Origin of the sequence: Rossellomorea pakistanensis (assembly GCF_016908495.1) — a bacterium.
GTDB classification, from domain to species: Bacteria; Bacillota; Bacilli; order Bacillales; family Bacillaceae_B; genus Rossellomorea; species Rossellomorea pakistanensis.
Map to the genome: position 1 here is coordinate 425,347 of NZ_JAFBDZ010000002.1, position 26,085 is coordinate 451,431.

Sequence of the window (26,085 nt, forward strand, 5' to 3'; positions counted from 1 at the left end):
AATGATTAATATATAAATGCGCATAAAACGCGATTAGTGTCTAAGATTTATATCCAATTCATCCTCAGATTTTATCCAAAGGGAAACTCTAACCCAATCAATTTCCTCTTATTCATTTACCCGATATATTCTTTTTTGAAACTTAAGAGTGAGAGTAGGACTTTCCAGTACAAAGGTGAAAGTAATTCTAATAAAAATAAAGTGGAATTTTTCGGAATGTATTATCTAAAAATTTGAACATTCCATCATAATATTCTTTAAATTTTGTGAATCTTCACATATAATGGTCCTTAAAACGACTTTAAGGAGGTAAAGCAGTGAAGCGAAAGATGAAACTCACCTATTATTTACTACTAGTGGCAATGCTTGTTCTTTCTGCTTGTTCAGGAGGAAACCAATCAAGTACCGAAAGTAAAGATAATCTCTCAGAGGAAGAGAAATATGGCGGTACACTTATTTTTGGAAGGGGGGCAGATTCGATTGGACTCGATCCGATTAATGTAACAGATGGTGAGTCTATTAGAGTGACCCATAATATCTTTGAAACTCTATTCGAATATGACCACAATCTAGAGCTTAAACCGAAATTGGCTACAGACTATAAAACTAGTGAAGATGGTTTAACATGGACTTTTACTTTAAGAGAAGGTGTAAAGTTTCATGATGGAACAGACTTTAATGCCAAAGCTGTCGTTTTTAATTTTGAGCGGTGGATGGATCCAAATAATCCTTACCATAAAGGTGACTTTTTTTATTATCCATTCTTATATGGCGGTTTTAAAGGAGATGAAAATCACCTGATTGAACATGTAAAAGCGACAGATGAATATACTCTTGAAATTAAACTAAAAAGAAAGACCGCACCATTCCTTAGTTATTTAGCGATTTCTATGTTTGGAATAGCAAGTCCTGCCGCTATTGAGAAATACGGCGAAAAAATAAATGAACATCCTGTAGGAACAGGTCCTTTCAAGTTTAAAGAATGGAAACGAAACGATACGATTACTCTTGAGAAAAATCCTGATTACTGGATGGAAGGAAAACCTTATTTAGATCAAGTAATCTATCAAGTTATTCCTGAAAATTCATCAAGACTGACCGCTCTTCAAAGTGGTGAAATTGATATTTTAGACGGGTTGAATCCTAGTGATACAAGGGTTGTCGAATCAACTGAGGGAATGGGATTATTAAAACGTCCTAGCTTTAACATAGGTTACATGGCGTTTAACATGGAGAAAGAACCGTTTGATCATCCTAAAGTAAGAAAAGCAATCAATATGGCGATCAATAAAAAGGAAATGGTCGATGCCTTTTATAATGGTTTAGCTGAAGTAGCAACCAGCCCGCTTCCACCGTCATTATGGGGACATCATGATGGGTTAAAGAAGTATGAATACAATGTGGAAGAAGCAAAAAAATTACTAGCGGAAGCAGGCTTTGAAGACGGTTATAAAACGACGCTTTATACGATGAGTAACCCAAGACCTTATCTTCCTGAACCAATGAAAATTGCAGAAAGCATTCAATCCGATCTATCAAAGATAGGAATTGAGGCTGAAATTGTTACATACGAATGGGCGACCTATCTTGATAAAACAAGTGCTGGAGAGCATGATATGGCATTATTCGGCTGGACAGGGGTAATGGCAGATCCTGACAACTTCTTATATCCGAACTTAAGCAAAACCAATACAGCAAAGCCGGCTAATAACCGGGCATTCTATAAAAGTGATAAATTCACTCAGCTGATTACCGAAGCTCGTGAAACGCTTGACCAAGAGAAACGAATGGAGCTTTACAAAGAAGCGCAGGAGCTATTCCAGGAAGATGCTCCATGGGCCATGCTTGCCTATACAACCACTCCTTTGGCACAAGCGAAATATGTTGAAGGATACAAGCCGCATCCAATGAGTAATGATCTGCTTACGGATGTCTATTTAACTAATAAATAGTTTTATAGCTTTGGAGGTAATTAGGGATGTATCAGCTTTTAAAAGAGTTATGTGAGAAAGTCGGCCCAAGCGGGTTTGAACAAGACATTCAACGTTATATTATCGAACAAATAAAGGATTATGCTGATGACTATCATGTAGATCCACTGGGGAATGTGATTGCAAAAGTTAGTTCGACTCAGAAGGGCTTTCCATCCGTTTTATTTGCAGCTCACTCAGATGAAATTGGTTTTATCGTAAAGAAAATCGAACCAAATGGAACACTACGTTTTGAAAAAGTCGGTGGCTTCGATGACCGGATTCTCCTGGCTCAACCTGTAGTGATCAAATCAAACAATGGTTATATACACGGCGTTATCGGTGCATTATCCGTCCATTATATGAAATGGGATGATCCGAATAGGACTGATTCACATCGAGAGCTCTATATTGACATCGGAGCTCGTTCAATCGAAGATGCGATGGAAATGGGGATTGAAGTTGGGCAACCAATCTCCTACGGTTCAGAGCTAAAATTAATAGGAAGTGAAAAACACCACAGGGTAGTAGGAAAAGCACTTGATGATCGTGCTGGTTGTGCTTTAATGATCAAGCTTTTACAAGATATAAAGAAGTCAGAGCGTGACCATGGCGATATTTATTGTGCTTTTACGGTTCAAGAAGAGGTCGGTTTACGTGGAGCATCTGTATTGACTCCATCCCTTAAACCAGACTTCGCCATCGCCGTTGATACGACCCCAACAAGTGATACCTATGATGTATTAATGAAAGGTACGAGGGTATTAGGGGATGGGCCGTGCATTAAGATTGCCGATAAGTCTCTTATTTCTCATCCATTAGTGACTGAGCATCTTAAGAAGGCAGCAAAACGAAATAATATCCCCCATCAGTTGGAAGTTTTTATGGGCATCGGAACAGATGGTGGTGCGATTCACATGACTTCAACGGGTGTTTCAACAGGAGTGATTTCGATCCCATCTCGATACACGCACAGCCCTGTAGAAGTTGTAGACCTTGCAGACATGGAAAACAGCCTTCAATTGATAAAAGAATTTACGTATACCATTAATGAACTAGCTGGTAAAAGTTTTGTGGATACGATTTAATAGGAATACACTTGCCCTTCCTTCAACAGGGCAGGTGTTTTTGTGTTGGAATCAGCTTGGAAGTAAGAAGGAAATGCTGGAAACCAAATAGAAGATTGAAAGATAAGAAAAAAATAGGTGATTGCTATGAAATTTGATCAAATTCTCTCCAAAATGGGTGTCCACTCCTACAACTCTTACGAAAGAGTATATGGTGGGAAAGACAGCGAAGTATATAAGGTTGAGGTCGGGCAAGGCATTACCTACGCATTACGCCTACTCCCTTCTCAAAGACATGACCAATTTATTCATGAAAAAAATATGATAGATAGAGCAATTGCTCATAACATACCAGTTCCTCAAATACATAAAGTAATCGTATTCGAAAAGTATTCTGGTATGTTAATGGATTGGGGATCTGGACAAACCATCTTTCAAGAATTACAAGCACATCCAGAAAACGCTAGAAAATTAGGATATGAATTTGGAAAAGTACAAGTTTCCATAAACAGTATTTCAATTCCCGCATTTTATAAAAATTCGAACTCGTGGTTATCACCAAATTTTGAAGAGCAGGAAATAGTAAATAAAATTCCACAAGACCGTTTGAAATCTAATTTAATTCATTTAGATTATCATCCTCTCAATGTTCTTACGGACGGTGAAAAAATAACAGCAGTAATAGATTGGGCCAATGCAACTATAGGAGATTATCGGTTTGACATAGCACGGACACTATCGATTTTTCAATTAGCAGGATATAAGCATTTTGAAAAGAATCTTGATGTCATTCTGGACTTTGAAAAGGGCTGGAAGCAAGGATATGGACAGGTAGTGGGTTCACTAGATTTACTGGAATCCATAGAATTGTTTAACGCATGGGCTGGCGTACGGATGAAACGAGACTTAGCAGGTGAGCTTTCTAGAATCGATTATGTGAAAATTCAAGATTGGGCAGCGAGCTGGATGAAAATATACGATGAATCAGCTGGACCTTCTTCTTGATCTAGCTTAATAGCGTGATGAGGATAAGCTTGTTGGTTTTCTTTTTCTTATAAAGCGATCTGGGTGTATTGATAAAAAAGGCTTGTAATATTATCTAACATCGTTGTTGTTTGAAAAAAGGTCTTCCTGTTAAATGGAGGAGGTAAATACTTAATAGAGGTGATTTAGTTGACTAGTGATCTGAAAATTGAGCAATTAACATCAATCGGAGATCATATTGAGGAGCTTTCAGAACTTTTGATACAGACAGTAGAAGATGGTGCATCCATTGGCTTCTTACCACCATTGAAATCATCTGAGGCTACAAAATACTGGGAGAGTGCTTTAAGCCCTGATGTGATTCTATTTGTCGCAAAAATAAATAACCAGGTTGCGGGATGTGTACAGTTGCAATTATGTACGAAGCAGAATGGTGAACATAGAGCCGAAATTGCAAAATTAATGACACACCCTAATTATCGACGTAATGGTATTGGCCGTTCTTTAATGCAAAAGGCTGAGGAAAGGGCAATGCAGGATGGCAGGACGTTATTGGTACTGGATACAAGAGAAGGCGATCCCTCTAATCATCTTTATACTTCAATCGGTTACATTCAGGCCGGACGAATTCCTCATTATGCGAAATCTGCGAATGGTGGATTAGATGCTACTATTTTTTATTATAAAAGTCTCGGTGCATTTGGAAGGATAATTCTTTAAAACAAACGGAGTTGTTAGGCTAACTAATTGAGAGTTTTTATGTATTTGATAAATTCATAAGAAATGCTCTGGCTTGTGTTAATTGACCTTAAAAAGTCATAAAAAATAAGGGGTAATACATATTATACAGGGCTAATGTATCATCCCTTTTGATTTTTGATTCATAATCGCGCCCTATAGCGGAATATACCAATTATTCTCGCTCCTTTGGCCAAGAGCCTTGTTGTTTGCGAATTAATACAATTTGCCCTATATGATATACGTTGTGTAAAATTTGACGTGCCAGAACCCCGACATGTTCCTCTTCCAGCTGACTGTCATTAACTTGTGCTAGTGATTTACGCAAATGTTCACAAATTAGGTGTGTTTCTGCCAAGACTGCCTTCCATTTTTCAGAATCTGCCGGGTCCCCGGTATCTCCAAATGTATTCTCTGCCAAGTTCCATTTAGAATCTGCCGGTTCCCCGATATCTCCAAATGTAGCCTTGTTATTAGATGCTTTTTTTCTAGGCTTTGTGTCATTGATTTGTCTAACAAGTAGGGCGTTGTAATAATTTAGATGGTTCACAGTTTGCCAAATTGTATTCCCTCCTCCAGGGGGTTGCCAGCTTGCATCTGTGGAATTTACCCCCTCAAGAGCAGATTCTAAAGGTAAAAACCAGGTCTCAGTATTCCAACTAAAGTCATATTCCATACGAAAAATATCCATCAGTTCAAGGTTCATTTGCTTTCTCCCCTCACTTCAAGTTATTAGTATCCAGATTTTGAGAATAGCTAAAACATTATCTAAGGGGCCGGTCGGTTTCTCGAAATAAGATAACGCACTTCCATCACTCCTTTATTTTTTTGATTAGGTTAATAATAAAACAACTCCCCTGACATACCCAATCAATGCAGATGTTATTCTCCAATCTGTCCCTTGAAGAAAGACGCTTTTCATATTTCAGAAAAGCGCCTGATCATTTAAGACAGCTATTTTCGGGTAATCGGAATTTAATTATTATTTCCGCAAAATCTTCTCCATCGCTTTTCCCTTTGCTAATTCATCGATCAGCTTATCCAAATAGCGAATTTCCTGCATAGTTTGTTCTTCAATGTCTTCTACTCGGACACCGCAGACTACACCTTTAATCAAAGTCCGTGAAGGATTCAGCAGGGGAGCTTCCGCAAAGAAGGTTTCAAAGTCTGTCTGTTTTTCTAGTTGCGCTTCTAACTCTTCCTGGCTATACCCTGTCAACCAACGGATGATTTCATCGACTTCTGCTTTCGTACGTCCTTTTTTCTCCGCCTTCGTAACATAATGGGGATAGACACTTGTGACACTCATTGTATAGATCTTATGTTTGGTCATGATACATCCTTCCTTTCTGTATGTTAAAGTATAAAGTTTTTTGAAGTTTCCACATGATGATCCGAATATCCAATTCGCTCCCTAATATGGAATAAGCCCCTTTATACCATACGTTTGAGAGTCTTTAACTAATTCGATCAAATGCTTCCCGATAAAATTCCCTTAACTCAGCTGAATTATCTTTCCATTCAACTGGATGTCCGTTGACTATCTGGTGAAGTACATCCAGGCATCTATGCCATCCTGCAGCAGTATACATTGCCATTTCGTTATCGTCGAAAATGTGGGTGAAGGCCATTTGGCAACCTCCATCCTCTTCTAGTAATGAGATTTGTATCAAATCATCAACCTCACGGAACTCAAAGGTATGGGGGTTTTTTAATTCAGTTATGATACCTTCATATGTCGACCCTTCACCGTCATCGAAGGCAATCTTACCTCCTGATCTAAGGTCCATTTCCCCCGTTGCGAAAGGGTACCATTGGGAGAAGTAACTAGGATTCGTAATGACACGGAAAACATCTTCGGGTTTATAAGAGAAAAAGCGTTCAAATCTTAGAGCATAACGACCATTATACTTATGTAGTGTTCCAAATTGATTCATTATATCATCCTCCCTTACTTTTATATCCTTAAAGTCTTGCTATTCATCACTAATTCAAATAAACAAATTAGGCTTAGAAAAAACTAACAATACTCATATTTGTTTTCATGCTTTTATAGTACCAAACATTTGTATGACTAAAAAACAATAATAAAATCATTTTCGTGTTCTTCAACAATCTGGCCCTTAAATGAAAAATGAGCGCTTGTCCTTGTTTCAGGATAGCGCCCGTTCTTATTGCAGTAAAGCCCTCTATGGAATAACTGTAAAGCTAATGAAGCTTTTTAAAAGCTGCGTTTCCCTGCCCAAGCTCCTTGCATTTTACTTAGGAATACAATTTGCCCAATATGATATGCGTCGTGTAATGCTAAACTCTTCAGTTCAAGCACTAATGAATTATCTTCTCCTGGGATCTGTCTATACAAATCTTCATGTTCTGATTTTGCTAGTATTTTTCCAAGTTCACGATGAACATAAAAGTATTCTTGTTTTGTTTCCTTCCAATTTTCTAACGTCTCAGTTGGTAATCGAAATGTAGATTCATTATTTTCTGCCTGTGGTTCATTCGCTGTTTCACCAAGAAATCGCAACAGAAATCTCTTTTCATAGAAAAGTAAATGACAAACTAATTCCCAAATGGAATTCATTGCCCCATCAGCTGGTTTCCAAATTGCCTGTTCAAAAGTGATATCCTCTAGTACTTTTTCAAGTGGTGGAAACCAGTCTTCTTCATCTAAACAGCTTGCCCATTGTTGTAACAAAAGTGTCTTTACATCCATTTTTTATTCCCTCCAATTTAATCCCTTTAATAGATAATCCCTTTGGTCAATTGCTGCCGTGTTGTTCTAGCATAATTTACAATTTCAAGATGAACCATCTAATTCCCTTCCTTCTTCCACAATCTGAACCGATTGTGGAAGACCACTTAATGAATAAATTGGATTTTTTCGGTAATGTTTACTGAGCTAACGGACCCGTTTTATTGAATCAATTAGTAAGGAAATTGGGCGTTTTCGATGTAATGATTAGATTATTCAAGAGAGCAATCTGAAAGAAATCAAAGCCTTATTTATTTGCTATGATTGAAAAAAGGAGTTGATCAATGAAGATTGTATAACTTACTCCTTATTTAAATATGGAAAGGAACGCAAGGGAACCTACTTATGATATAGGATTCAACAGGTCAAAGTTAAATTTATTTTGGAGGGATGGACATGAACCAAAACAACGCAACAAACAAAATCGCAACGCATGTAGGTGACCGCGAGATTGTGATCACCCGTGTAATTGATGCTCCACGCGATCTTGTGTTTGATGCTTGGACGAAAGAGGAGCACCTGTCGAAGTGGTGGGGACCTCGAGGTTTTACGACCACTTTTCAAAAGTTTGATATGAAACCGGGCGGAACATGGCAGTTTATCATGCACGGACCTGATGGCGTTGATTATCCCAACACCAACGTCTTTGACGAGGTCGTTAAACCCGAGCGAATCGTCATCAAACATGCTGTGTTTCCCCATTTTCTGGCGACCGTAACTTTTGAGGATCTGGATAGTAAGACCCAACTCACTTATAGCACAGTTTTTGAAGAAAATGCCGCAATATTCGATAAGGTGAAAACATATGCCGTCCCAGGTGCCGAACAGACCATGGATCGTCTTGAGGAGCACCTGGCAAGCATGTCTTAAATGTCCAGCCTCGTATTGATGCCTCCGCTAACAACTCACTGTTTATTTCGCGAGGATAAAATCGTATCGTTTTGTGGCTTCCGTCAAACCTGGCAAAACGTCAGGTTTTACAGCCCAAGAACGGTACAGAACACATTCCTAAAGGCTGCCAAATCGGTTGGCAGCCTTGTTGTGCTATCGCGGAAGGTTAGTGAACATCTTGGATATGATCTGGATGCAAGTAAGTAAGGTGTATCTGAAAGGTCAATTTAGACCTTTCAGATACACCTTTTTTAAACGAAATTTAACCTTTTCTCTAACCAGACCTTAACCGTCATTTCTTAGGATAGAAGATGAAGTAATTGGATGGTACTTGCTGAAAAATTTATATAAGCATTTTGACGGGAAAAGGCAGTGTTCTACAACCCTATTATTCTATAGGAAGTGAAAAAATGAAAAACAAAAAGAAGTTTAGATTTTGGGTTATTACTAGAAATATTCTATTGAGTATGGTTGGAGCACTCCTTATTGGGGCGGTTTTCCATAATGTTATGTCTATATATGAACAAAAAAAATACCCGGCATTAGGGAAATTAGTTGAAGTGGATGGTAGGAATATGCATATCTATACAAAGGGTAATGGTGAAAATACTATTGTCTTATTAAGTGGACTGGGAACGGCAGCACCTGTGTTAGATTTCGAACCTTTGATTAACGAGCTGGCAAAGACCAATAAAATTGTCGTTGTAGAGCCGTTCGGATATGGATGGAGTGACCTGACCGATAAGGAACGAACAGTGGAAAACATAGTTGAAGAATTAAGAACAGCTCTAAATAAATCAAACATAGAAGGGCCTTACATATTAATGCCTCACTCTTTGTCCGGGATCTATAGCATGTATTATGCCGATAAATATCCAGATGATATTGAAGCTATTATAGGAATCGATTTCACTTTACCGAAGGCGTTGGAGTACTTTAATGAGTCGCCTCCGTCGTTGCCCAAATATATGAGCCTGCTTTCGCTAACTGGAATGGCAAGGCTGGCCTTATCTATCAGTCCTGAAGATTTCCTGCCTATAGCGGATAAAGGAACTTATTCTGATGAAAATTTAAAGATGACCAAAATCATTACTACATGGAAAGGGTACAATAAAAATGTAGTGAATGAAGCAAATGAAATAACAAATAACATAAAAAAAACGAAGGAGATGTCGTTCCCTCCGAATATGCCTGTCATGATCTTTACTACTGACAAAGATAAAGTGAAGGAAGATGGCCCGTCCAATATAACCTTTTACCAATCGCAATTAAGTAATATGACATCTAATAAAATCGTCATATTAGAAGGTCACCATTATCTCCATTGGACGCAGTTTAAGGAAATGTCCGATTATGTTAATGAATTCATTGAAACCTTTGAAAGGGATTCATTAATAGAATAAAAGGGGGAATCAATAATGACTTTATTTGGATGATTCTTTTGGGAAACGCTATTACTTTGATTGGACTAAGTGTTTTTTTACAAGTTAAATATAATATGCATGGAAGCCAAAACAGAACCTTAATAAGTAGAAGGCGAAGAACTTGCTAGAAAAAATAGTTCACGCCATACTCATAGTCCAAATAATTCAAAAAGGGTTTTTTCTACTATGAGTTGACTCATTTTTAATTTTGTTAATCAAGCTTCTATTTTTAAAAAGATCCATGGATGTTCCCCTTTTCGGGCAGCCGCATCTTCTCTACACAATATGTTGTTCTTCAGACTAACTTTTGATGAAATGTATCATTCATCCTTTGTTTTTCCTCTAAAATCATAAGATTAACCATTCCAGCCCACTCCAATCCTAAGAATCATCATCATTTTTATTATCCTAAATGTGGTAATGCACAAGAATCTAATTTTAAGCATGAACACGACTAAGAAATGTACGAGATTTCAAATTTATGGCTATGTGGGAACGAATTAAAATGGAACCCAAACTAATCATTCAGATATTACATAAAAACAAAGGAATGTCCTAATCAAGGAATAAGGAACCATAGCTTCAATAGATAGAGAAGAAAGTCCCCGGATCATCAGGCGAACATAATCGTTCCTGATTCCTTTGCAGATCTTAGACAGGCTACTTTAATATTTTTAGTACCCCAATTTCATTGGACAATCCCCCAGCAATCCTTCATTTCACATTAATTTTTTTAGGGTGTCCTCATCCCTTCCTTACGCCTATATAAAAGGTGAAAGGAGGTGATACAAAATGGCAACAGCAGATTTAACAAGTACTAGACTTAGATTGGTCTACGATGATGGTATCGGGGAAGATGGGAAACCGAATTTTCAATATAAGTCGTACAGTAACATCAATACGGCTGCAACGGCAGACCAGATCTATAACGTGTCTCAATCAATAGCTGGCCTATCTTCAAAGGGATTGGTCAACATTGAGAAAACGGAAAACTTTGATATTAAGGCCTAACCAGAAGTGAAAAAATTACAGGAAAGGAGGAATAAATCATGGCGAAAACATTGGAATTGCAATTTACAACCCAACTTGGAAAATCCGCAAATGTTTCCGTGGATGATCCAGTTGAACCTATCGATCCAGCGAAAGTGAAGCTGGCAATGGAGAATCTTATTTCGGAAAATGTGATCCAAAGTTCAAGTGGTGCACTAGTAGCTATTAAGGGTGCACGTGTTGTTGAACGAAATGTAACAGAATACGAGATTGTTTAATAAACCTGGTGTGTCCTATTCGGAGTTACTCTGAGGGACACACCTTTTTACTAGATTAAGAGGAGGTGTGAAATAGTGGAAACCATCATACCTTTCATTTCTGAGGTTGGTTTTCCCATCGTTGTGACTCTGTATTTACTCTATAGAATTGAAACGAAGCTAGATGCAGTGATCTCGTCGATCCAAACGTTACCTCAGAAGATGAGAGAATAGCTAAATTGAAACAGGGCTGTTTGAATGTGTAAATGTTCGTTCAGTCTTGTTTTTTAATTTGTAAAAGAGAGAGGACTCCCCATTACTTTTGGATTGAAACCATTTCATAATACATAAATTTTAATTTAAAAAATATGCAAGGTGAAGCGGACATTTAAATCAAGAGTAGCCAGTTCAACCTGAATAACAGGACTATTTCAAGAATTTAATCAAACGTTTGATTAAAGTAGTAAAATGTTATCACTATACTAAAACCAAGATGAAAATCTAGTAAATTCAGAGTTATATTTCGACTCTTTTGAGATCGTCTTTTTTGCTTTTACTGTTTTGCACGGCACCCTAAATTTTTGTTACATCGTCATTGTCTTTTATCAGTTTTGGACGACACCAAGGAGCTTTTTTCATATAGTCATTTTCTCTTTTTCAGTTTTTGACGTCATCAAAGAGCCCTATTCATACCATCATTATCATATTCGAGGTTTTCCACGTCATTAAAGAGCCCTATTCATACCATCATCTTCATATTCGAGGTTTTTGACGTCATCAAAGAGCCCTATTCATACCATCATAATCATTTTCGAGGTTTTTGACGTCATCAAAAAGCTCTATTCATACCATCATTTTCATTTTTGAGGTTTTTGACGTCATCAAAAAGCCCTATTCATACCGTCATTTTCATTTTCGTGGTTTTTGACGCCACCAAAGAGCTCGGATCCCACCGTCATATAATCCTAATCCAAAACAGTCTTAATCATTTTTTAATGATTCTCTAAATATTCGTTAGTTTTTTGACGGTAGATTACAAAGTAATAAAAGACTTTGGAGGGACAGTTGATGAAAATTGTGATGGTACCGTCAGGATTTAAGGAATGTTTAGAGGCAGAGGATGTAGCATTAGCGATGGAACGAGGAGCGAGGCGCTTTGATCCGTCTGTTGATATTGATGTTATCCCGATGATGATGGGGGAGAAGGGTTTGCGAAGACGATCATTAACTTAAAAGGGGGAGAATTAATATACAAAAAAGTAACAGGACCAGTCGGGGAAAAGATCAAGAGCCATTTTGGGATATTTGTGGAGAATGACAAACGGACGGCTGTGATTGAAATGGCGGCGGTCTCCGGATTGAAGCTGGTGCCCCGTAATCAAAGAAATCCTTTAAAAACAACGACCTATGGTGTAGGAGAGTTGATTCTTTCTGCCCTTGATTTAGGAGTTGATCGTATTTTAATTGGCTGTGGCGATTCTGGGACATCAGATGGTGGTGCAGGAATGGCACAAGCATTAGGGGTCCAATTTTTTGATCAGAAACGACAAATCGTCAAAATCAATGGCGGAGAAGATTTGATGAAGGTTGATTCTATAGATACAACAAATGTAGATAAACGTTTAAATACTGTTAAGATAGATGTTGCTTGTAACTGGAAGAACCTATTATGTGGAGAAGAAGGAGTTGCACGTGTCTTTGGGCCTCAAAAAGGAGCGACGCCAATACAAGTGGAACAATTATCTTCAGCATTGGAACATTATGCTTTACTAATAAAAAAGGCAATCGGGTTGGATGTGCGATCTCTCCCAGGTAGTGGAGCCTCAGGTGGATTAGGGGCAGGACTTATTGCTTTTGCGGAAGCCACTTTACATCCACGATTTGATCTAATTTTGGACTTCATTAATATAGAGGAGAAAATCTTATCGGCAGATGTTGTGTTAACAGCGGAAGGTAGTTTAGACTTCCAAACCCCAAATGGAAAAGTCCCGTCCGAGGTGGCACAAATTGCAAAAAAACATAACATCCCGGTAATTGCCATCACGGGAACAATCGGGAAAGGAGCGGAGGTAAACTATCGAACCGGTATTGATGTATATGTAAGTATTATTCAAAAACCGACATCATTAGAAAAAGCGATGGCCAAAGCACCAAAGTGGATTGAAGAAAGTACAGAAGCGGTTTTACGGCAAGTGGCCATTGGCTTAGGGATTGCCAACAGAAAGTATCTAGAAAAAAGGGTTTATCAAAAATGATAACACGAGTAGAGAAACGCGTTCCAAAGCATAATCGAATACTTTCATTGATCAATCAAATTCCAACTAAGTCATTAGTGATCATCAGCATTCACGTCCTCATTTTATTGGTCACTGTATTGATCGAAGGGCTGGACTATCGTGCCAAGATCTCCTTATTTGCGTTCCTTTCAGCTATGACGTTATGGATCACAACGAAAATACCAGCTGGACTTGTAGCCATTGCCCTGATTGTGTTCATCGTCCTCATGAATGGAGAGGATCCGGTATTGTTATACCATTCACTGTCTGAGGAAGTGGTCTGGCTAATGGTTGGTTCCTTTATCATTGGGGATGCTGTTAAACAATCAGGTTTAGCAGAACGATTAACGGGTTTCATATTAGGTAAGTCAAATAAAAAAAGCAATGTGCTTCTCGGGATATGTTCTGTTTTATTTGCATCTGCCTTTTTTATTCCTTCTACATCTGGTCGAGCAGCGTTATCCATGCCGATTATTCATCAACTAAGTCAAAAATTTTCAGCTAAGGAACAAAGTGTATTAGCGATTATAGCACCTGTGATTATATTAATGAGTACATCAGCCACTTTAATTGGTGCAGGATCTCATATCATTGGAATAGGCTTACTTGAAAATACGGTTGACCAATCGATTACTTATATCCAATGGTTGACATGGGGCGTACCATTTGCGGTAGTTATTACACTTTTAACCCTATCTATAATAAAATGGACCATGTGGCCGAGGGATGGATTGAAGGAAATAGAAAACGTACAGACTGAAGATTCCATCATGTTAAAAAAACCGATGAATAGTAAAGAGAAACAGACAGTGATCTTGATTTTATTTTTGATTATGGGATGGGTGACAGAAAGCATCCATGGCTATGGAATAGCGTTTATTACGATGATCGGTGCGATCCTTGTTATGCTGCCGAATGTTGGAGTAATTACTTGGAAACAGGGTATGAAGTCAGTATCCTGGAATTTGATTATATTTGTTGCGGCAGCAACGGCGCTTGGAAAAGTGCTGGTTGATACCGGTGTAGTGAAATGGATTGAACAAGAAATGCTGACTGTATTGCATTTATTTGTTGATGCGCCAGAGTGGGTCATTGTACTGATCATCTTGCTTGTCAGTGTTACAAGTCATTTATATATTACATCACATACGACTCGGGCCATTATCTTTATTCCAGGTCTATTATTATTTAGTGAAACAATAGGAGTTAATCCTTCTACAGTTGTTTTTTTAAGCTTAATAGGAATGAACTATTGTGTGACGGCTCCTGTGAGTTCGAAAGCATTACTGCTCTTTTATGAGGAAGGCGAAATCTCATATGATGCTACTAATCTATTAAAAATTAGTTCCATACTAATGCCCCTCTATATTCTACTCATGATGTTATTCTATTTTTCTTATTGGAAGTGGACGGGGATGCATTTATAACCATGGGGTGAAATGATGAAAGATCGGATATTAATTATTGAAGATGATGAGAAGATTGCTCGGGTGATTCAGCTAGAATTAGAACATGAAGGTTATAGGGTAAGTATTGCACATACCGGTAAAGCGGGGCTGTCCATTTTAGAAAAAGAAGAGATTGATGTAGTCATTTTGGATGTCATGATACCCGAATTGAATGGGATGGAAGTGTTAAGGCGTATTCGTCAGGAGAATAATGAAATCATCGTCATCATGCTGACAGCACGAGGTTCTATTTACGATAAAGTAAACGGATTGGATTTGGGTGCAAATGATTATATGACAAAACCATTCGAAATTGAAGAATTGCTTGCGCGAATACGTACAAATCTTCGGTTTAAATCGAAAAGTGACTCTAAAATCGAATCAAGTGTTCATGTTATTAACTCGATTACGATTCATACCAATACGCGGGAAGTATTTAGAAAGGATTGTTTAATTGATTTAACACCGCGAGAGTATGATCTCCTGCTTTATTTAGTGATAAACAAAAATCGAGCACTTGAACGTGAACAAATTTTAAATGAAGTATGGGGATATGATTATTACGGAGATACAAATGTTATCGATGTCTATATCCGCTATTTGAGAAAAAAATTGACGGACTCGAACGACGTCCCATTCATTCATACCGTTCGGAGTGTCGGCTATATGATTAAGGATTAAGGTATGAGATTACGAAGGCGAATTCAATTATCCACAACGGTTGTTTTAATTATGTTACTCATTGCAGCCAATACATCGATTTATTTTATTTTCAAAAATACAACGATTACATCTGAAATTAATCGATTAACCAATACGTTGAATAATACGGTTTTACAGATCCATGAGAATCCAAATTCATCGATGGAGCAAGTATTGCAAGCATATTTAATCAGTGATGGCATGCTTCGCATCGTGGACCGTGATAATAACTCTACTATTCAAGTAACAAGGAATAAAGGCTATCAACATATTCAAAGGAAATATGACGATGACCAATTCGAAAAGGTCGTTCGATATAAGGATTCCATGTTCATGGTTGTCTCGATTCCGATTATTAATGAAAACGGAGCGATTGTAAATTTGCAGGTTGTTGAAAATGTGGATGTTCTTTTTGAAAATATCAATGATTTAAAATGGGTATTATTATACACGACCATCATAGTCATTATGATCTTATCTTTAACGAGTCGATTTTTAGGCCGCTGGATTTCATTTCCTATTCAACGTCTGACTGAAACGATGAGTGTGATTGAAAAAGAGGGATCATTTGAAAATATAGCGATTACACATGATACGAAGGACGAATTAACAGAAATGGCCATGACCTTTAACCGAATGATCATTAGGCTGGAAAAAAGTTATTCTAAGCAAGAACAATTTGTGTCAAATGCTTCTCATGAGCTAAAGACGCCTTTAACCGTAATTGATAGTTATGTGAAACTATTAAAACGCTGGGGAAAAGAGCGCCCTGATATATTGGAAGAGGCTATTAATACAATTTCATCTGAATCGAGCCGCATGAAATATTTAACAGAGCAGCTATTACAATTAGCTACATCCGAAGAGATCATTGAAAATGAAAAAGAAACAGTAAACATTGTTCCGATCATCGAGAAGACCATCCAAAGATTACAACAAGCCTTTCAGCATGAGATTCATTATAAAAATGAACAAAGCGAGATACATATAAACATACACGAACAAAGCTTTGTTCAATTACTCGTTATTTTGTTAGATAATGCAAAGAAATATAGCGATGATCATATTAAGGTAGAGGTGAAAGATGGCAAGGAAAGAGTAAGCATTCGTGTAATCGATAAAGGGATTGGAATCCCATTAGAAGCACAAGCGCATGTCTTTGATCGATTGTATCGTGTAGATAAAACGAGAAGTCGTAAAACTGGAGGATCCGGTCTAGGTCTATCAATTGCAAAGCGGATTGTCGAACAGCATGAGGGTGTCATTTCTTTAGAAAGTGATGAAGGAATTGGATCGACTTTTACTGTTACATTGCCGAAATTGGAGGTGAAGTAAGATGAAATTGAAAGTTGGTCTTATTATGTTTATTCTATTAGGCTTGTCCTTTACATTGTTTCATATTTTTATAAAGGATGATCCGAAGATCATTTCAAAAAAGGAAGCTGAGGCAATTGCTACAAACGTATATGGAGGTAAAGTTCTGACTGCAAAAGTAAATCAAGAGAACGATAACTTTCAACTAAGGATTGAGAATGAAAAAGGGATATATCAGATGGATGTGGATAGTGAAACGAAGAAAATGAGTAATGTAAAACTTGTTGAAAGAAAAGAAACCTTGAACACTATTGAAGATGCCAAAAAGAATATAGAGAAGGAAGTAAAGGGCCAGGTGAATCAGATTAAACAAGTCAATAAGGATGGAAAATCGTTTGTAGAAGCTACTGTTGAGAAAAATGAAAAAAAATATCGGGTTGAATATGATCTAAAAGAGAATGCGATTGTTTTTAATAAGGAAGTAAAGAGTCTTGTAGATCCATCACCGTCTATATCAGAGCAGAAAGCAAAAGAGATTGCGTTACAACAAATGAATGGCCAAGTTACAAATTTATCAATCATAACCGCTCAAAATGGGAAACACTATAAAGTGACAGTAGACGATCACTCTGAAGGTGCCCATGTGTATGTTCAAGCAAACACTGGGGAGGTATCGTCGATTTCTTTATATTCAAAGGAGCAGCCAAAGCCCCCAATTGAGGTAGAGGATGATAATGACGAAGACAATGAGGATGATTTTGATGAAGATGATCAGAGCGAAGATAGTGATGATTAATTTTTTTAGAAGTTGAGCTTGTCGAGAAAGAGCCATGTTGAACGTTGCATAGGGTGCAGCGTTTTTATTATGGTCTTTCTTTAAAAAAGAATAAGTTTAAATATCAAAAACAAGAAGTTTGTCGCGTTGTGTCGAGAAATCGATAAAAGCCAAAAGTTGAAAATTAAACCGCATAAGTTGAAAATAAGTCGATTAAACCTAAACTCATTGGCCAATAATTTACCCAAAAACAAAGAGGATTAAAGGTTTTCACCAGATAAGCAAAGTAACTGGACATAAACCATCGACTTTTTGGAGATTTTTATTCTAAAAAGTAGTTTTTCACTTTAAATTTGGCCCCATTCACGTTTGTATTCATCTTTCTTACTTCGTATGCCAAAAAGTTAATCCAAAAATATAAAACAGCAAATCCATTTCAGGGTTTGCTGTTTTTTAAGGTTTATGTAAGGTTTACATTAAAATGATGTAAGGTTCAGGGAATATAATCGTCTTTGTAGTTAAACAAGGAGGATTACAAATGAAAACCATTTTACAAGCAAAAAATGTTCAAAAAGTATTTGGTACTAAAGGAAATTTATATAAAGCGTTACAAGATATTGATCTGGAAATTAAAGAAGGTGAGTTTATTGGAATTATGGGACCTTCTGGGGCTGGTAAATCAACATTGTTGAATATTTTGTCTACTATTGATACCCCTTCATCAGGAGAGATCATGATTGCCAATCAAAATATTGTCAGAATGAGTGAAGAACAATTATCAGACTTCCGCCGAAGCAAGCTCGGGTTTATTTTTCAAGATTATAATCTGCTTGATACGTTAACGGTAAAGGAAAATATATTGCTTCCGCTTGCGTTATCACAAGTACCGGCAAATGAGATTGAAAAACGCGTAAACGAAATCGCCGGTACATTTGGAATTCGGGAAATTCTTGATAAATATCCTTATCATATTTCCGGAGGTCAGAAGCAAAGAACAGCTGCATCACGTGCCATTGCTGCAAATCCAAGCTTAATCTTAGCAGACGAGCCTACAGGAGCACTAGATTCAAAATCGGCTACAAGTTTATTAGAAAGCTTAAATGCATTAAACGAACAGAAACAATCGACGATTATGATGGTCACTCATGATGCTTACGCTGCAAGCTTCTGTAAACGGGTTTTATTTATTAAGGATGGCAGGACCTATACAGAGATTCATAAAATCCATCAATCTCGCCAGGAATTCTTTCAAAAGATTTTAGATGTCCTTGCTTCCCTTGGAGGTGGGCATTAAATGACGCTCTTTAGTATTGCTAGGAAAAATATAAAGCAAAATTTCACTAACTATTTCCTGTATTTTGCTTCAATGATTTTTAGTATCGTTATTTACTTTACCTTCGTTTCATTAAAATATGATGAAACGATTCAAGCTACTTCTAATGCGTCAACCAAAATCAGCTCGGCCTTTAGTGGGGCCGCCGTCGTCTTAATGATCTTTGTCGCTATTTTCATCTGGTATTCGAACTCCTTCTTTACAAGGAAACGTAAAAAAGAAGTTGGTCTCTATTCATTACTAGGCGTACGTAAGAAACAAATTGGCCGCATGCTTTTCTATGAAAATTTTATTATGGGGCTTCTAGCTCTTATTATTGGAATTTTACTCGGTTCCGTTTTATCAAAGTTTTTCGTATCGATTTTGATGAAGATTATGGGCTTTGAGGCGATTGGTGAATTTAACATATCATTAGCAGCCGTTGTAAACACCATTATCGTATTCTCTCTCATCACCATCCTTACATCGTTTCAAGGATACCGGCTAATTTACCGATTTAAATTAATCGAGTTATTCCAAGCGGATAAAGAGGGGGAACAAGAACCAAAATCATCGTTCATCATGGCGCTACTCTCTATTTTATTACTCGGAGTCGGTTATTGGCTTGCATTACAAAATATATTGGAATCAAATGTTTGGCAAATGATGGGCTTCATGGTAGCACCCCTTGTTATCTTAGGAACGGTTATTCTAGGGACCTATTTCTTATTCAGTACATTAACTGTTTATCTAATAAAGATGTCTAGAAAGAATAAAAAGTCCTATTGGAAAGGGGTTAACTTAGTTGGCATATCCCAGCTCCTCTATCGCATCAAAGGGAATGCTCGTACGTTAACGATGATTGCCGTGCTAAGTGCGACAACATTAACAGCCGTGGGAACAGCCTACAGTTTGTATTATAACAACAGAAGTAATGTAGAACTCGCAAATCCAAATAGCATGATGTTTATTGATCAAAACAAGATCGAAACGAATCAAGTAAAAGATATGATTTCAAACACTAAAAATCATGAGGTTATCTACCATAAGTCGATTCTAACACTGCAAATCAATGCAGATGTAACAACCTTAAAAAATAATTTATTCAGTAATGAAATGATGTATACCGTCATTTCAGTTAGTGATTTTAATAAGCTAGCAAAAGTGCAAAAAAGAACCGACAAGCTTTCCTTAAAAGGAAATGAAGCAGCTGCGCTGGATGCAGGGTACTATGAGGGGATGTCACCTGACTATGTAGGTTCAACGATTTCTTTAAAAATGAACGATCACTTCGAAAACATTACATTTAAGAGTCTGAAAAAATATAATGTCCTCAATTATTATACGGCTAGTACAACCATTGTGGTAAGTGATCAGTTGTTTACTCAATTAGGAAAAGAAACAAACAGTGTGGACATGGAAGTTTACGAGATTACTAATGAAGATGAAGCGAAGCAAGTAACAAAAGCGATTCAATCGGTTCTGCCAGATGAAGCAAGGTTCTCAAGCTTTTATGCCGATTATACGGCTGGAATGGAATCATCAGGCTTATTGATCTTTATAGGTGGATTCCTAGGATTAGTTTTCCTTGCTGCTACAGGAAGTATTATTTATTTTAAACAATTAACAGAAGCAAACTCAGACAAGGGACGTTATGAAATTCTGCACAAAATCGGCGTCAACAAAAAAGAAGTGAAGAGATCTATTTCTAAACAAGTTTTATTTGTCTTTGCTCTGCCATTAATAGTAGGAATTGCTCATTGTTCCGTTGCCCTAACGGCTTTATCAAGATTAATGCATACAAGCCTAGTGATTCCGGTTGTGATATGCATGGGGGTGTATACCTGTATTTACATCGTTTATTATTTCGTAACCGTGAATGCCTACTACAAAATTGTAACGAAATCAAAATAAAAGGAGAATAACAATGAAAAAAGTAATTATTTCATGTACGGCAATAGCAGCTATTTTAATTGGAGGTCTGGTGTTCATTCAAAACGTAAACCTAAACAGATTAGGGGCAGATCAATACTATGTCCAGATTGAAGGACAAGGAAAGAAGATTGAAGACAAATCGGACACTGGACAGAAATATGTCAGTTATGAATATGAACTACCTGCTTTTGATCAAGAGGGCAAGCCAAAAACATTGACGTTTACTGCCAATAAGCAACTCCGTGAAAAAGCATATTTAAGTCTGTTCGTAAAGGATGGAAAAGGGGTTACGTCTTATCAGGAAGTAACAAAAGAAGAACTGCCTGAGAAAGCAAAAGATAAGTTAAAGTAAAGCATACATCAGGAAAGAATCCTTTTGATAAAGGGTTCTTTTTTGAACTAAAGGAATCTTACTGATTGAAAATGACAACCAAAATGGCATTTCGCAGCCTAATTTCAATCTGGGATTCATTTTCTATATAATGGAGAAATAGCTAGAACAATTTTTGGAGGTAGAATTGGAATGTCGTTAACGAATAAAATGGTTTTAATCATAGATGATGAAGAAGACATTTTAAGGCTTATTCAAACTGTATTAATAAAAGAGGGAATAGGTCATGTTGTAACCTCTACTACAGCGAAAGATGGATTCACACAATTTCAACAAAAACAACCCGATCTTGTTTTACTAGATATCATGCTGCCAGATGGGGAAGGCTATGATGTCTGTAAACAAATAAGGAACATTTCTAATGTGCCGATTCTCTTTTTATCCGCAAAAGCTGAAGAAATTGACAGGATTTTAGGGTTCGCCATCGGTGGAGATGATTATATTACAAAGCCCTTCAGTCCTAAGGAAGTAGCCTATAGAGTGAAGGCACAATTACGAAGAGCCGATTTTTCGCAGACAGAAGAGAAAAGGGATTTTATTATTAAAGCTGGTCCCTTTAAGTTAAATGAGCAAAAAGCAGAATTAACAAAGAACGGTGAGATCATTGAACTAAAAAGAAAAGAGCTTGGATTAATGACCTATTTTCTTCAAAACCCTAATTTGGTCATTAGTAAAGAAAGGCTCTGTGATACCGTTTGGGGAGAGGACTTTATCGGCTTTGATAATACGATCATGGTACACATCCGAAGATTACGAGAAAAAATTGAAGAACAGCCTTCAAACCCCAAATATCTAATAACGGTAAAAGGCTTAGGCTACAAGCTTATCGTAAAGGACGAATAGGCTATGAAATGGAGGTTAACAGGTAGATTTCTGCTATCGGTTGTTATCGTCGTCATCCTTGTTATTTTCATAAATATTCTCACCTTTGTGGCATTGTTTATTGCCCAAGCTGCTTTTAATGTACCGATATTTCAAGACAGAGAAACCATTTCTGCTGAATCCTTTACAAGGCGTTTTCAGGAGCATATAACGTTTTCAAATAATGAAGTGGCTGTTAGCAAACAAGGAAAAAAAGAACTTATTAAGAACGAGGCATGGGTCCAAATTTTAGACGAAAACGGAAAGGAGTTATATGGCTATAGACTACCTGAAGGGATAAAGAAAAAGTATACACCACTAGAAGTTATCAATATCCATAAATATATAGAAAAGGATATATACGCAACAGTTTTCGTTAGTGGAAAAAAGGTTAATAACTACAATTATAGTTACTTCATTGGGTTTGAAAATCCTGCTATTGAAAAAATTACATTATCCTATGACTCCCGAGATCTTTTACACAATTTTAAAATAGGGAGTATTCTTTTATTAGTGATAGATGGTCTTATCGCCTTATTAATTGGCTATTTATTTAGCAAACGACTGACACGGCCGCTGCATTCATTAATTGACGGGATTAAAAGGCTGGCAAATAAGGATTATACGATCCATTATGAACCTAAAGGGATCTATAAAGATGTTTTTTATAATGTTAATCATTTATCCAATCAGCTAACCGCAAACGAAAGGGAACGAAAGAAATTGGATCAAATGAAAGAGGAGTGGATCGGTAACATCTCTCATGATATCAAAACACCACTTGCCTCTATTCAAGGTTATGCTGAAATGATGAAGGATCCAGAATATCAATTTTCATTAGATGAAATGAGAGAATACGCAGAAATCATTGAAAGAAAGTCAATATATATGAAGGACGTAATAGAAGATTTAAACTTAACGATGAGATTGAAAAACAAAGAACTAACTTTAAACAAAAAGAAGATGAATATCGTGACGCTATTGCGGAATGTCGTGATTGATATTTTAAATGATGCCAGATACTCCAATCGAAATATTGAATTTCAAGTAAATCAAGAAAATATCCTAATGGATGTTGATGAAATTCTGGTACGAAGAGCACTAACGAATTTAATTTATAATGCGATTGTTCATAATGACAGCGAAGTGAAAATAGTTGTCTGTGTTGAAAAGAAAGAACGAACACATATTACGATAAAAGATGATGGCAAAGGAATAAAGAAAGAGGAACTCGATCGAATTTTTGACCGCTATTACCGCGGAACAAATACGGGAGAGGCCCATAAAGGTTCTGGACTCGGAATGGCCATAGCCAACGATATTATTCGTGCACATAATGGAGAGATTATGATCGATAGTGTGGTGGGTTATGGAACGAGGATTGATATTGTATTGTAAGCCTTGATTAGAAGATCAGGGCGTATTTTTTGTTGATTTTAATAAACATCAATTCGGTTTTTTTCTATTTACTATGTGTCGTATGTAGTCGGGTAAGCCGTGAAAGTATAAATGACGGTGGCAAAGGGCTCTAGGGTACCGTAAAAAACCGCGAAAGGGAAAATGACGGAATGAATAGAGCTCTTTAATGACATCAAAAACCTTGAAAGCGAGAATGACGGTATGAATAGGGCTCTTTAATGACATCAAAAACCGCGAAAGGGAAAATGACGGAATGAATAGGGCTCTTTAATGACATCAAAATCTGCGAAAGTGAAAATGATGGTGTGAATAAAGTTCTTTGATGACATCAAAAACCGGGAAAGTGAAAATGACGGTATGAATAAAGCTCTTTGATGACATCAAAATCTGCGAAAGGGAAAATGACGGAATGAATAGAGCTCTTTAATGACATCAAAAACCAGGAAAGGAAAAATGACGACATCCAAAGAGATGGAATATGCAGTGAAAATGTGTCAAAGGAAAAATAGAGGTATGCAAGAAAACGGATCATGCCATGAAAATGATAGGAAACGAAAAATGACACACTAAAAGAGTGGAATGAAGACACGTAAGAAGAAAAAAACTACAAAAGCAAAAACGACTTTTTCAATAACCGATATAAATGATAAACAAAGCTAACCGCAAATCCTGCCAAACAGATACCTGCCAAAAAAGTAATGCATCGCATGAAGTTTTCACTCATTAATTTCTTTGAAAAATGGGAGGTGAACGCTAAATTAATGTTCCAGAGAAATAAACCGATGATAATTCCAAAGCTGCAGAGGAGGGAGCCAAGTAAAGAATAGGCGTCCATTAATTCCTTAAGAGAAGTACCGAAAACGCCAAACCAAAAAAATAAACTCAGCGGATTGGCTACTGAGATGATAAACCCTGTTAAGTAAGCATTTTTACCTTGTTTCTTTTTTTCTTCTAGCATGAATAAATAAGGATCCTTGGAAAATGCTGATTTTATACTAGATATCCCTAAAGATCCGAGCATCACAATGCCTATTATATACATCAGCACTTGAACACTGATTAATTGAATAAAAGAATGGAATCCAAAGTAAATCGTAAGGAGAATAATACAGTCACCCGTTAACCCGCCGAGTCCTACAAACCATGCTTGAAAAAAACCATTAGTCAACCCTCGTTTAATCACTTCTAGATTCATTGGACCTATCGGAGCGGCAAGGCTTATCCCCAATACAATATAATGGATAAAAGTAAATAGAAATTCCATATAAATTCCCCCAGAACTCTTGTCCCTCTTCCATCATATGTGTAACTTCAACACTCATTCATATTTTTTAAGTAGGCAATTCTAGAATAGAATGAATGGAACCCAACTTTTTGATGCTTTTTTATTTACTTAAAGTTCCGAAATGTAGGAACAAACATTTCGGAAAAAAAATGAATTTCATCTTAAAACGGATATTTCTCTTAATTAGCAGGCATATACTTCCATATGGTTCTTTTGAGGGGGATAGCTGATGGTTAAGAAGAAAATGGCTAAGAAAGTTCTTTTATTTTGTGACCCTGGCATTGATGACTCTCTTGCTATTATGTATGCCCTTATGGATCCCGAGCTCGAACTCGTGGGCGTTGTTACGAGTTATGGGAATGTTACTAAAGCTACTGCTACTGCCAATGCTGCATATTTGTTAAGATTAGGTGGAAAACCAAATGTTCCAATCATTCCAGGAGCAGTCCAGCCAGTTACGGAGGAAGAAGTGACCTTCTATCCTGAAATTCACGGAGAAGAAGGAATAGGTCCTATCCATCCTCCTAGTGATCTGCAGTATCAGCTGTATCCATTTGACATGATCCGGAAAATTGTTGAGTTTTATAAAGAAGAGCTCAACATCGTAGATACAGGGCGGTCAACGACTTTGGCGATGGCGTTTATTTTGTATAAAGAACAAATGCAAATGGTGGGGGCCTTCTATTTGATGGGAGGGGCTTTCTTTGTGCCAGGGAATGTGACTCCATTGGCCGAGGCTAATTTTTATGGAGACCCTACCTCCTCTAATTACCTTCTTAAAAATGCCCATAATCTAACGATCACTCCTTTGAATGTAACAAACTATGCTTATCTCACCCCAGATGTAGTCGAATCCCTTTCTGAAAGCACGGCCAATCCATATGCATTCATGATTAAACCCATCTTCAATTATTATTACAAGGCTTATAAAACCTTTGTTCCAGGAATCATTGGGGCGCCGATTCACGATCTGGTGACATTAATGGTAGTGAAAAATGAAAATATCGTGGATTATATCTATTACGATGCAAATGTAGTGGAAGAAATCGAGGCAAGGGGTCTGTCCTATATTGATCTTAGACCAACTGGTAAGCCAGGTGAAACACGAATCGCCATAAAACTGCATCATGAAGCGTTTATCAATGAGTTTCAAAAGGTTATGATGGGTTAACTGCTTTGTTACAAAATTAACTGAGTGCTGACAAAAGGGGCAATCTCGGATGAGAGACCTCCTTAATCGTTTCACCGGGAAACATGAACATAGTAAAAGAGGTTTACGATTTTTGCAGTA

Annotated in this window: 25 protein-coding genes and 1 pseudogene; 21 read left to right on the forward strand and 5 right to left on the reverse strand. The window is 37.1% G+C overall.

All coding sequences use genetic code 11. The features are described from left to right. The first annotated feature begins 317 nt into the window (after positions 1 to 317). The 4 genes from JOC86_RS09780 to JOC86_RS09795 all read left to right on the forward strand — a co-directional run bounded on the left by JOC86_RS09780 (position 318) and on the right by JOC86_RS09795 (position 4,741). Entirely contained in the window at positions 318 to 1,952 is a 1,635-nt protein-coding gene (locus tag JOC86_RS09780) for an ABC transporter substrate-binding protein (protein WP_472925686.1), read from the forward strand. A 26-nt stretch (positions 1,953 to 1,978) separates the two neighbouring features. Beyond that, positions 1,979 to 3,058 (forward strand): M42 family metallopeptidase, encoded by a 1,080-nt coding sequence (locus tag JOC86_RS09785; RefSeq protein WP_205171464.1) that lies wholly within the window; start codon positions 1,979 to 1,981, stop codon positions 3,056 to 3,058. A 126-nt stretch (positions 3,059 to 3,184) separates the two neighbouring features. Further along, a complete protein-coding gene (locus tag JOC86_RS09790) occupies positions 3,185 to 4,042 on the forward strand; it encodes a phosphotransferase family protein (protein WP_205171467.1) in 858 nt (285 codons plus the stop codon). Positions 4,043 to 4,210: 168 nt separating this feature from the next. Beyond that, positions 4,211 to 4,741, forward strand: a complete 531-nt coding sequence (locus JOC86_RS09795; RefSeq protein ID WP_205171470.1) for a GNAT family N-acetyltransferase — start codon at positions 4,211 to 4,213, stop codon at positions 4,739 to 4,741. Between the two features lie 193 nt (positions 4,742 to 4,934). Here the strand turns inward: JOC86_RS09795 and JOC86_RS09800 are convergent, their stop codons facing one another. From JOC86_RS09800 to JOC86_RS09815, 4 genes are all read right to left on the reverse strand, one after another. Next, entirely contained in the window at positions 4,935 to 5,465 is a 531-nt protein-coding gene (locus tag JOC86_RS09800; RefSeq protein ID WP_205171472.1) for a DinB family protein, read from the reverse strand. A gap of 276 nt (positions 5,466 to 5,741) precedes the next feature. After that, positions 5,742 to 6,092 carry a DUF2200 domain-containing protein gene (locus tag JOC86_RS09805; RefSeq protein ID WP_205171474.1) on the reverse strand — a complete coding sequence of 117 codons (351 nt, stop codon included), beginning with the start codon at positions 6,090 to 6,092 and terminating at the stop codon, positions 5,742 to 5,744. Between the two features lie 124 nt (positions 6,093 to 6,216). Further along, positions 6,217 to 6,696 (reverse strand): SRPBCC family protein, encoded by a 480-nt coding sequence (locus JOC86_RS09810; RefSeq protein WP_205171484.1) that lies wholly within the window; start codon positions 6,694 to 6,696, stop codon positions 6,217 to 6,219. Between the two features lie 284 nt (positions 6,697 to 6,980). Continuing rightward, the gene (locus JOC86_RS09815; RefSeq protein ID WP_205171487.1) at positions 6,981 to 7,475 is read right to left on the reverse strand and encodes a DinB family protein; all 495 of its coding nucleotides are present in this window, start codon (positions 7,473 to 7,475) and stop codon (positions 6,981 to 6,983) included. Positions 7,476 to 7,910: 435 nt separating this feature from the next. Here JOC86_RS09815 and JOC86_RS09820 point away from each other — a divergent pair, with 435 nt between their 5' ends. The 16 genes and pseudogenes from JOC86_RS09820 (at position 7,911) to JOC86_RS09895 (ending at position 23,488) form a co-directional block, all read left to right on the forward strand. Continuing rightward, positions 7,911 to 8,384, forward strand: a complete 474-nt coding sequence (locus JOC86_RS09820) for an SRPBCC family protein (protein ID WP_205171490.1) — start codon at positions 7,911 to 7,913, stop codon at positions 8,382 to 8,384. Continuing rightward, positions 8,385 to 8,612: a hypothetical protein gene (locus JOC86_RS09825; RefSeq protein WP_205171493.1), complete on the forward strand. Its 228-nt coding sequence runs from the start codon at positions 8,385 to 8,387 to the stop codon at positions 8,610 to 8,612. 203 nt (positions 8,613 to 8,815) lie between these two features. After that, the gene (locus tag JOC86_RS09830) at positions 8,816 to 9,808 is read left to right on the forward strand and encodes an alpha/beta fold hydrolase (RefSeq protein ID WP_239587511.1); all 993 of its coding nucleotides are present in this window, start codon (positions 8,816 to 8,818) and stop codon (positions 9,806 to 9,808) included. Positions 9,809 to 10,621: 813 nt separating this feature from the next. Next, positions 10,622 to 10,840 (forward strand): DUF1659 domain-containing protein, encoded by a 219-nt coding sequence (locus JOC86_RS09835; protein WP_205171496.1) that lies wholly within the window; start codon positions 10,622 to 10,624, stop codon positions 10,838 to 10,840. Between the two features lie 38 nt (positions 10,841 to 10,878). Continuing rightward, the gene (locus JOC86_RS09840) at positions 10,879 to 11,097 is read left to right on the forward strand and encodes a DUF2922 domain-containing protein (protein ID WP_205171498.1); all 219 of its coding nucleotides are present in this window, start codon (positions 10,879 to 10,881) and stop codon (positions 11,095 to 11,097) included. Between the two features lie 75 nt (positions 11,098 to 11,172). After that, positions 11,173 to 11,310 carry a YvrJ family protein gene (locus JOC86_RS09845; protein WP_205171500.1) on the forward strand — a complete coding sequence of 46 codons (138 nt, stop codon included), beginning with the start codon at positions 11,173 to 11,175 and terminating at the stop codon, positions 11,308 to 11,310. 834 nt (positions 11,311 to 12,144) lie between these two features. Then, positions 12,145 to 13,331: pseudogene (locus JOC86_RS09850) on the forward strand (glycerate kinase family protein). Then, positions 13,328 to 14,779, forward strand: a complete 1,452-nt coding sequence (locus JOC86_RS09855; RefSeq protein ID WP_205171503.1) for an SLC13 family permease — start codon at positions 13,328 to 13,330, stop codon at positions 14,777 to 14,779. The pseudogene JOC86_RS09850 and the gene JOC86_RS09855 overlap by 4 nt, the downstream one beginning before the upstream one ends. A gap of 15 nt (positions 14,780 to 14,794) precedes the next feature. Further along, entirely contained in the window at positions 14,795 to 15,481 is a 687-nt protein-coding gene (locus tag JOC86_RS09860; protein ID WP_275583391.1) for a response regulator transcription factor, read from the forward strand. A gap of 3 nt (positions 15,482 to 15,484) precedes the next feature. Beyond that, the gene (locus JOC86_RS09865) at positions 15,485 to 16,837 is read left to right on the forward strand and encodes a sensor histidine kinase (protein WP_205171512.1); all 1,353 of its coding nucleotides are present in this window, start codon (positions 15,485 to 15,487) and stop codon (positions 16,835 to 16,837) included. A gap of 1 nt (position 16,838) precedes the next feature. Further along, positions 16,839 to 17,612 (forward strand): PepSY domain-containing protein, encoded by a 774-nt coding sequence (locus JOC86_RS09870; protein ID WP_205171527.1) that lies wholly within the window; start codon positions 16,839 to 16,841, stop codon positions 17,610 to 17,612. A 517-nt stretch (positions 17,613 to 18,129) separates the two neighbouring features. Continuing rightward, positions 18,130 to 18,885 (forward strand): ABC transporter ATP-binding protein, encoded by a 756-nt coding sequence (locus tag JOC86_RS09875; RefSeq protein ID WP_205171529.1) that lies wholly within the window; start codon positions 18,130 to 18,132, stop codon positions 18,883 to 18,885. Continuing rightward, positions 18,886 to 20,817, forward strand: coding sequence for an ABC transporter permease (locus tag JOC86_RS09880; RefSeq protein WP_205171531.1), 1,932 nt, complete (start codon positions 18,886 to 18,888; stop codon positions 20,815 to 20,817). 13 nt (positions 20,818 to 20,830) lie between these two features. Next, entirely contained in the window at positions 20,831 to 21,190 is a 360-nt protein-coding gene (locus JOC86_RS09885) for a YxeA family protein (protein WP_205171533.1), read from the forward strand. A 171-nt stretch (positions 21,191 to 21,361) separates the two neighbouring features. Next, positions 21,362 to 22,072, forward strand: a complete 711-nt coding sequence (locus JOC86_RS09890) for a response regulator transcription factor (RefSeq protein WP_205171535.1) — start codon at positions 21,362 to 21,364, stop codon at positions 22,070 to 22,072. A 3-nt stretch (positions 22,073 to 22,075) separates the two neighbouring features. Beyond that, the gene (locus JOC86_RS09895; RefSeq protein WP_205171537.1) at positions 22,076 to 23,488 is read left to right on the forward strand and encodes a sensor histidine kinase; all 1,413 of its coding nucleotides are present in this window, start codon (positions 22,076 to 22,078) and stop codon (positions 23,486 to 23,488) included. Positions 23,489 to 24,113: 625 nt separating this feature from the next. Here JOC86_RS09895 and JOC86_RS09900 read toward each other — a convergent pair. Continuing rightward, positions 24,114 to 24,773, reverse strand: coding sequence for a LysE family transporter (locus JOC86_RS09900; RefSeq protein WP_205171547.1), 660 nt, complete (start codon positions 24,771 to 24,773; stop codon positions 24,114 to 24,116). A 250-nt stretch (positions 24,774 to 25,023) separates the two neighbouring features. On the opposite strand from JOC86_RS09900, the gene JOC86_RS09905 reads away from it, so the two are divergent. Beyond that, a complete protein-coding gene (locus JOC86_RS09905) occupies positions 25,024 to 25,965 on the forward strand; it encodes a nucleoside hydrolase (RefSeq protein WP_239587512.1) in 942 nt (313 codons plus the stop codon). The last annotated feature ends 120 nt before the right edge of the window (positions 25,966 to 26,085 follow it).

Excerpts from the sequence above, each read along its gene's own strand:
- JOC86_RS09855 (WP_205171503.1), top strand. The coding sequence starts at position 13,328 with ATGATAACACGAGTAGAGAAACGCGTTCCAAAGCATAATCGAATACTT.
- JOC86_RS09890 (WP_205171535.1), top strand. The coding sequence starts at position 21,362 with ATGTCGTTAACGAATAAAATGGTTTTAATCATAGATGATGAAGAAGAC.
- JOC86_RS09840 (WP_205171498.1), top strand. The coding sequence starts at position 10,879 with ATGGCGAAAACATTGGAATTGCAATTTACAACCCAACTTGGAAAATCC.
- JOC86_RS09815 (WP_205171487.1), bottom strand. The coding sequence starts at position 7,475 with ATGGATGTAAAGACACTTTTGTTACAACAATGGGCAAGCTGTTTAGAT.
- JOC86_RS09830 (WP_239587511.1), top strand. The coding sequence starts at position 8,816 with ATGAAAAACAAAAAGAAGTTTAGATTTTGGGTTATTACTAGAAATATT.
- JOC86_RS09825 (WP_205171493.1), top strand. The coding sequence starts at position 8,385 with ATGTCCAGCCTCGTATTGATGCCTCCGCTAACAACTCACTGTTTATTT.
- JOC86_RS09810 (WP_205171484.1), bottom strand. The coding sequence starts at position 6,696 with ATGAATCAATTTGGAACACTACATAAGTATAATGGTCGTTATGCTCTA.
- JOC86_RS09880 (WP_205171531.1), top strand. The coding sequence starts at position 18,886 with ATGACGCTCTTTAGTATTGCTAGGAAAAATATAAAGCAAAATTTCACT.
- JOC86_RS09905 (WP_239587512.1), top strand. The coding sequence starts at position 25,024 with ATGGTTAAGAAGAAAATGGCTAAGAAAGTTCTTTTATTTTGTGACCCT.
- JOC86_RS09800 (WP_205171472.1), bottom strand. The coding sequence starts at position 5,465 with ATGAACCTTGAACTGATGGATATTTTTCGTATGGAATATGACTTTAGT.
- JOC86_RS09895 (WP_205171537.1), top strand. The coding sequence starts at position 22,076 with ATGAAATGGAGGTTAACAGGTAGATTTCTGCTATCGGTTGTTATCGTC.
- JOC86_RS09900 (WP_205171547.1), bottom strand. The coding sequence starts at position 24,773 with ATGGAATTTCTATTTACTTTTATCCATTATATTGTATTGGGGATAAGC.
- JOC86_RS09790 (WP_205171467.1), top strand. The coding sequence starts at position 3,185 with ATGAAATTTGATCAAATTCTCTCCAAAATGGGTGTCCACTCCTACAAC.
- JOC86_RS09865 (WP_205171512.1), top strand. The coding sequence starts at position 15,485 with ATGAGATTACGAAGGCGAATTCAATTATCCACAACGGTTGTTTTAATT.
- JOC86_RS09805 (WP_205171474.1), bottom strand. The coding sequence starts at position 6,092 with ATGACCAAACATAAGATCTATACAATGAGTGTCACAAGTGTCTATCCC.
- JOC86_RS09820 (WP_205171490.1), top strand. The coding sequence starts at position 7,911 with ATGAACCAAAACAACGCAACAAACAAAATCGCAACGCATGTAGGTGAC.
- JOC86_RS09870 (WP_205171527.1), top strand. The coding sequence starts at position 16,839 with ATGAAATTGAAAGTTGGTCTTATTATGTTTATTCTATTAGGCTTGTCC.
- JOC86_RS09835 (WP_205171496.1), top strand. The coding sequence starts at position 10,622 with ATGGCAACAGCAGATTTAACAAGTACTAGACTTAGATTGGTCTACGAT.
- JOC86_RS09875 (WP_205171529.1), top strand. The coding sequence starts at position 18,130 with ATGAAAACCATTTTACAAGCAAAAAATGTTCAAAAAGTATTTGGTACT.
- JOC86_RS09785 (WP_205171464.1), top strand. The coding sequence starts at position 1,979 with ATGTATCAGCTTTTAAAAGAGTTATGTGAGAAAGTCGGCCCAAGCGGG.
- JOC86_RS09885 (WP_205171533.1), top strand. The coding sequence starts at position 20,831 with ATGAAAAAAGTAATTATTTCATGTACGGCAATAGCAGCTATTTTAATT.
- JOC86_RS09860 (WP_275583391.1), top strand. The coding sequence starts at position 14,795 with ATGAAAGATCGGATATTAATTATTGAAGATGATGAGAAGATTGCTCGG.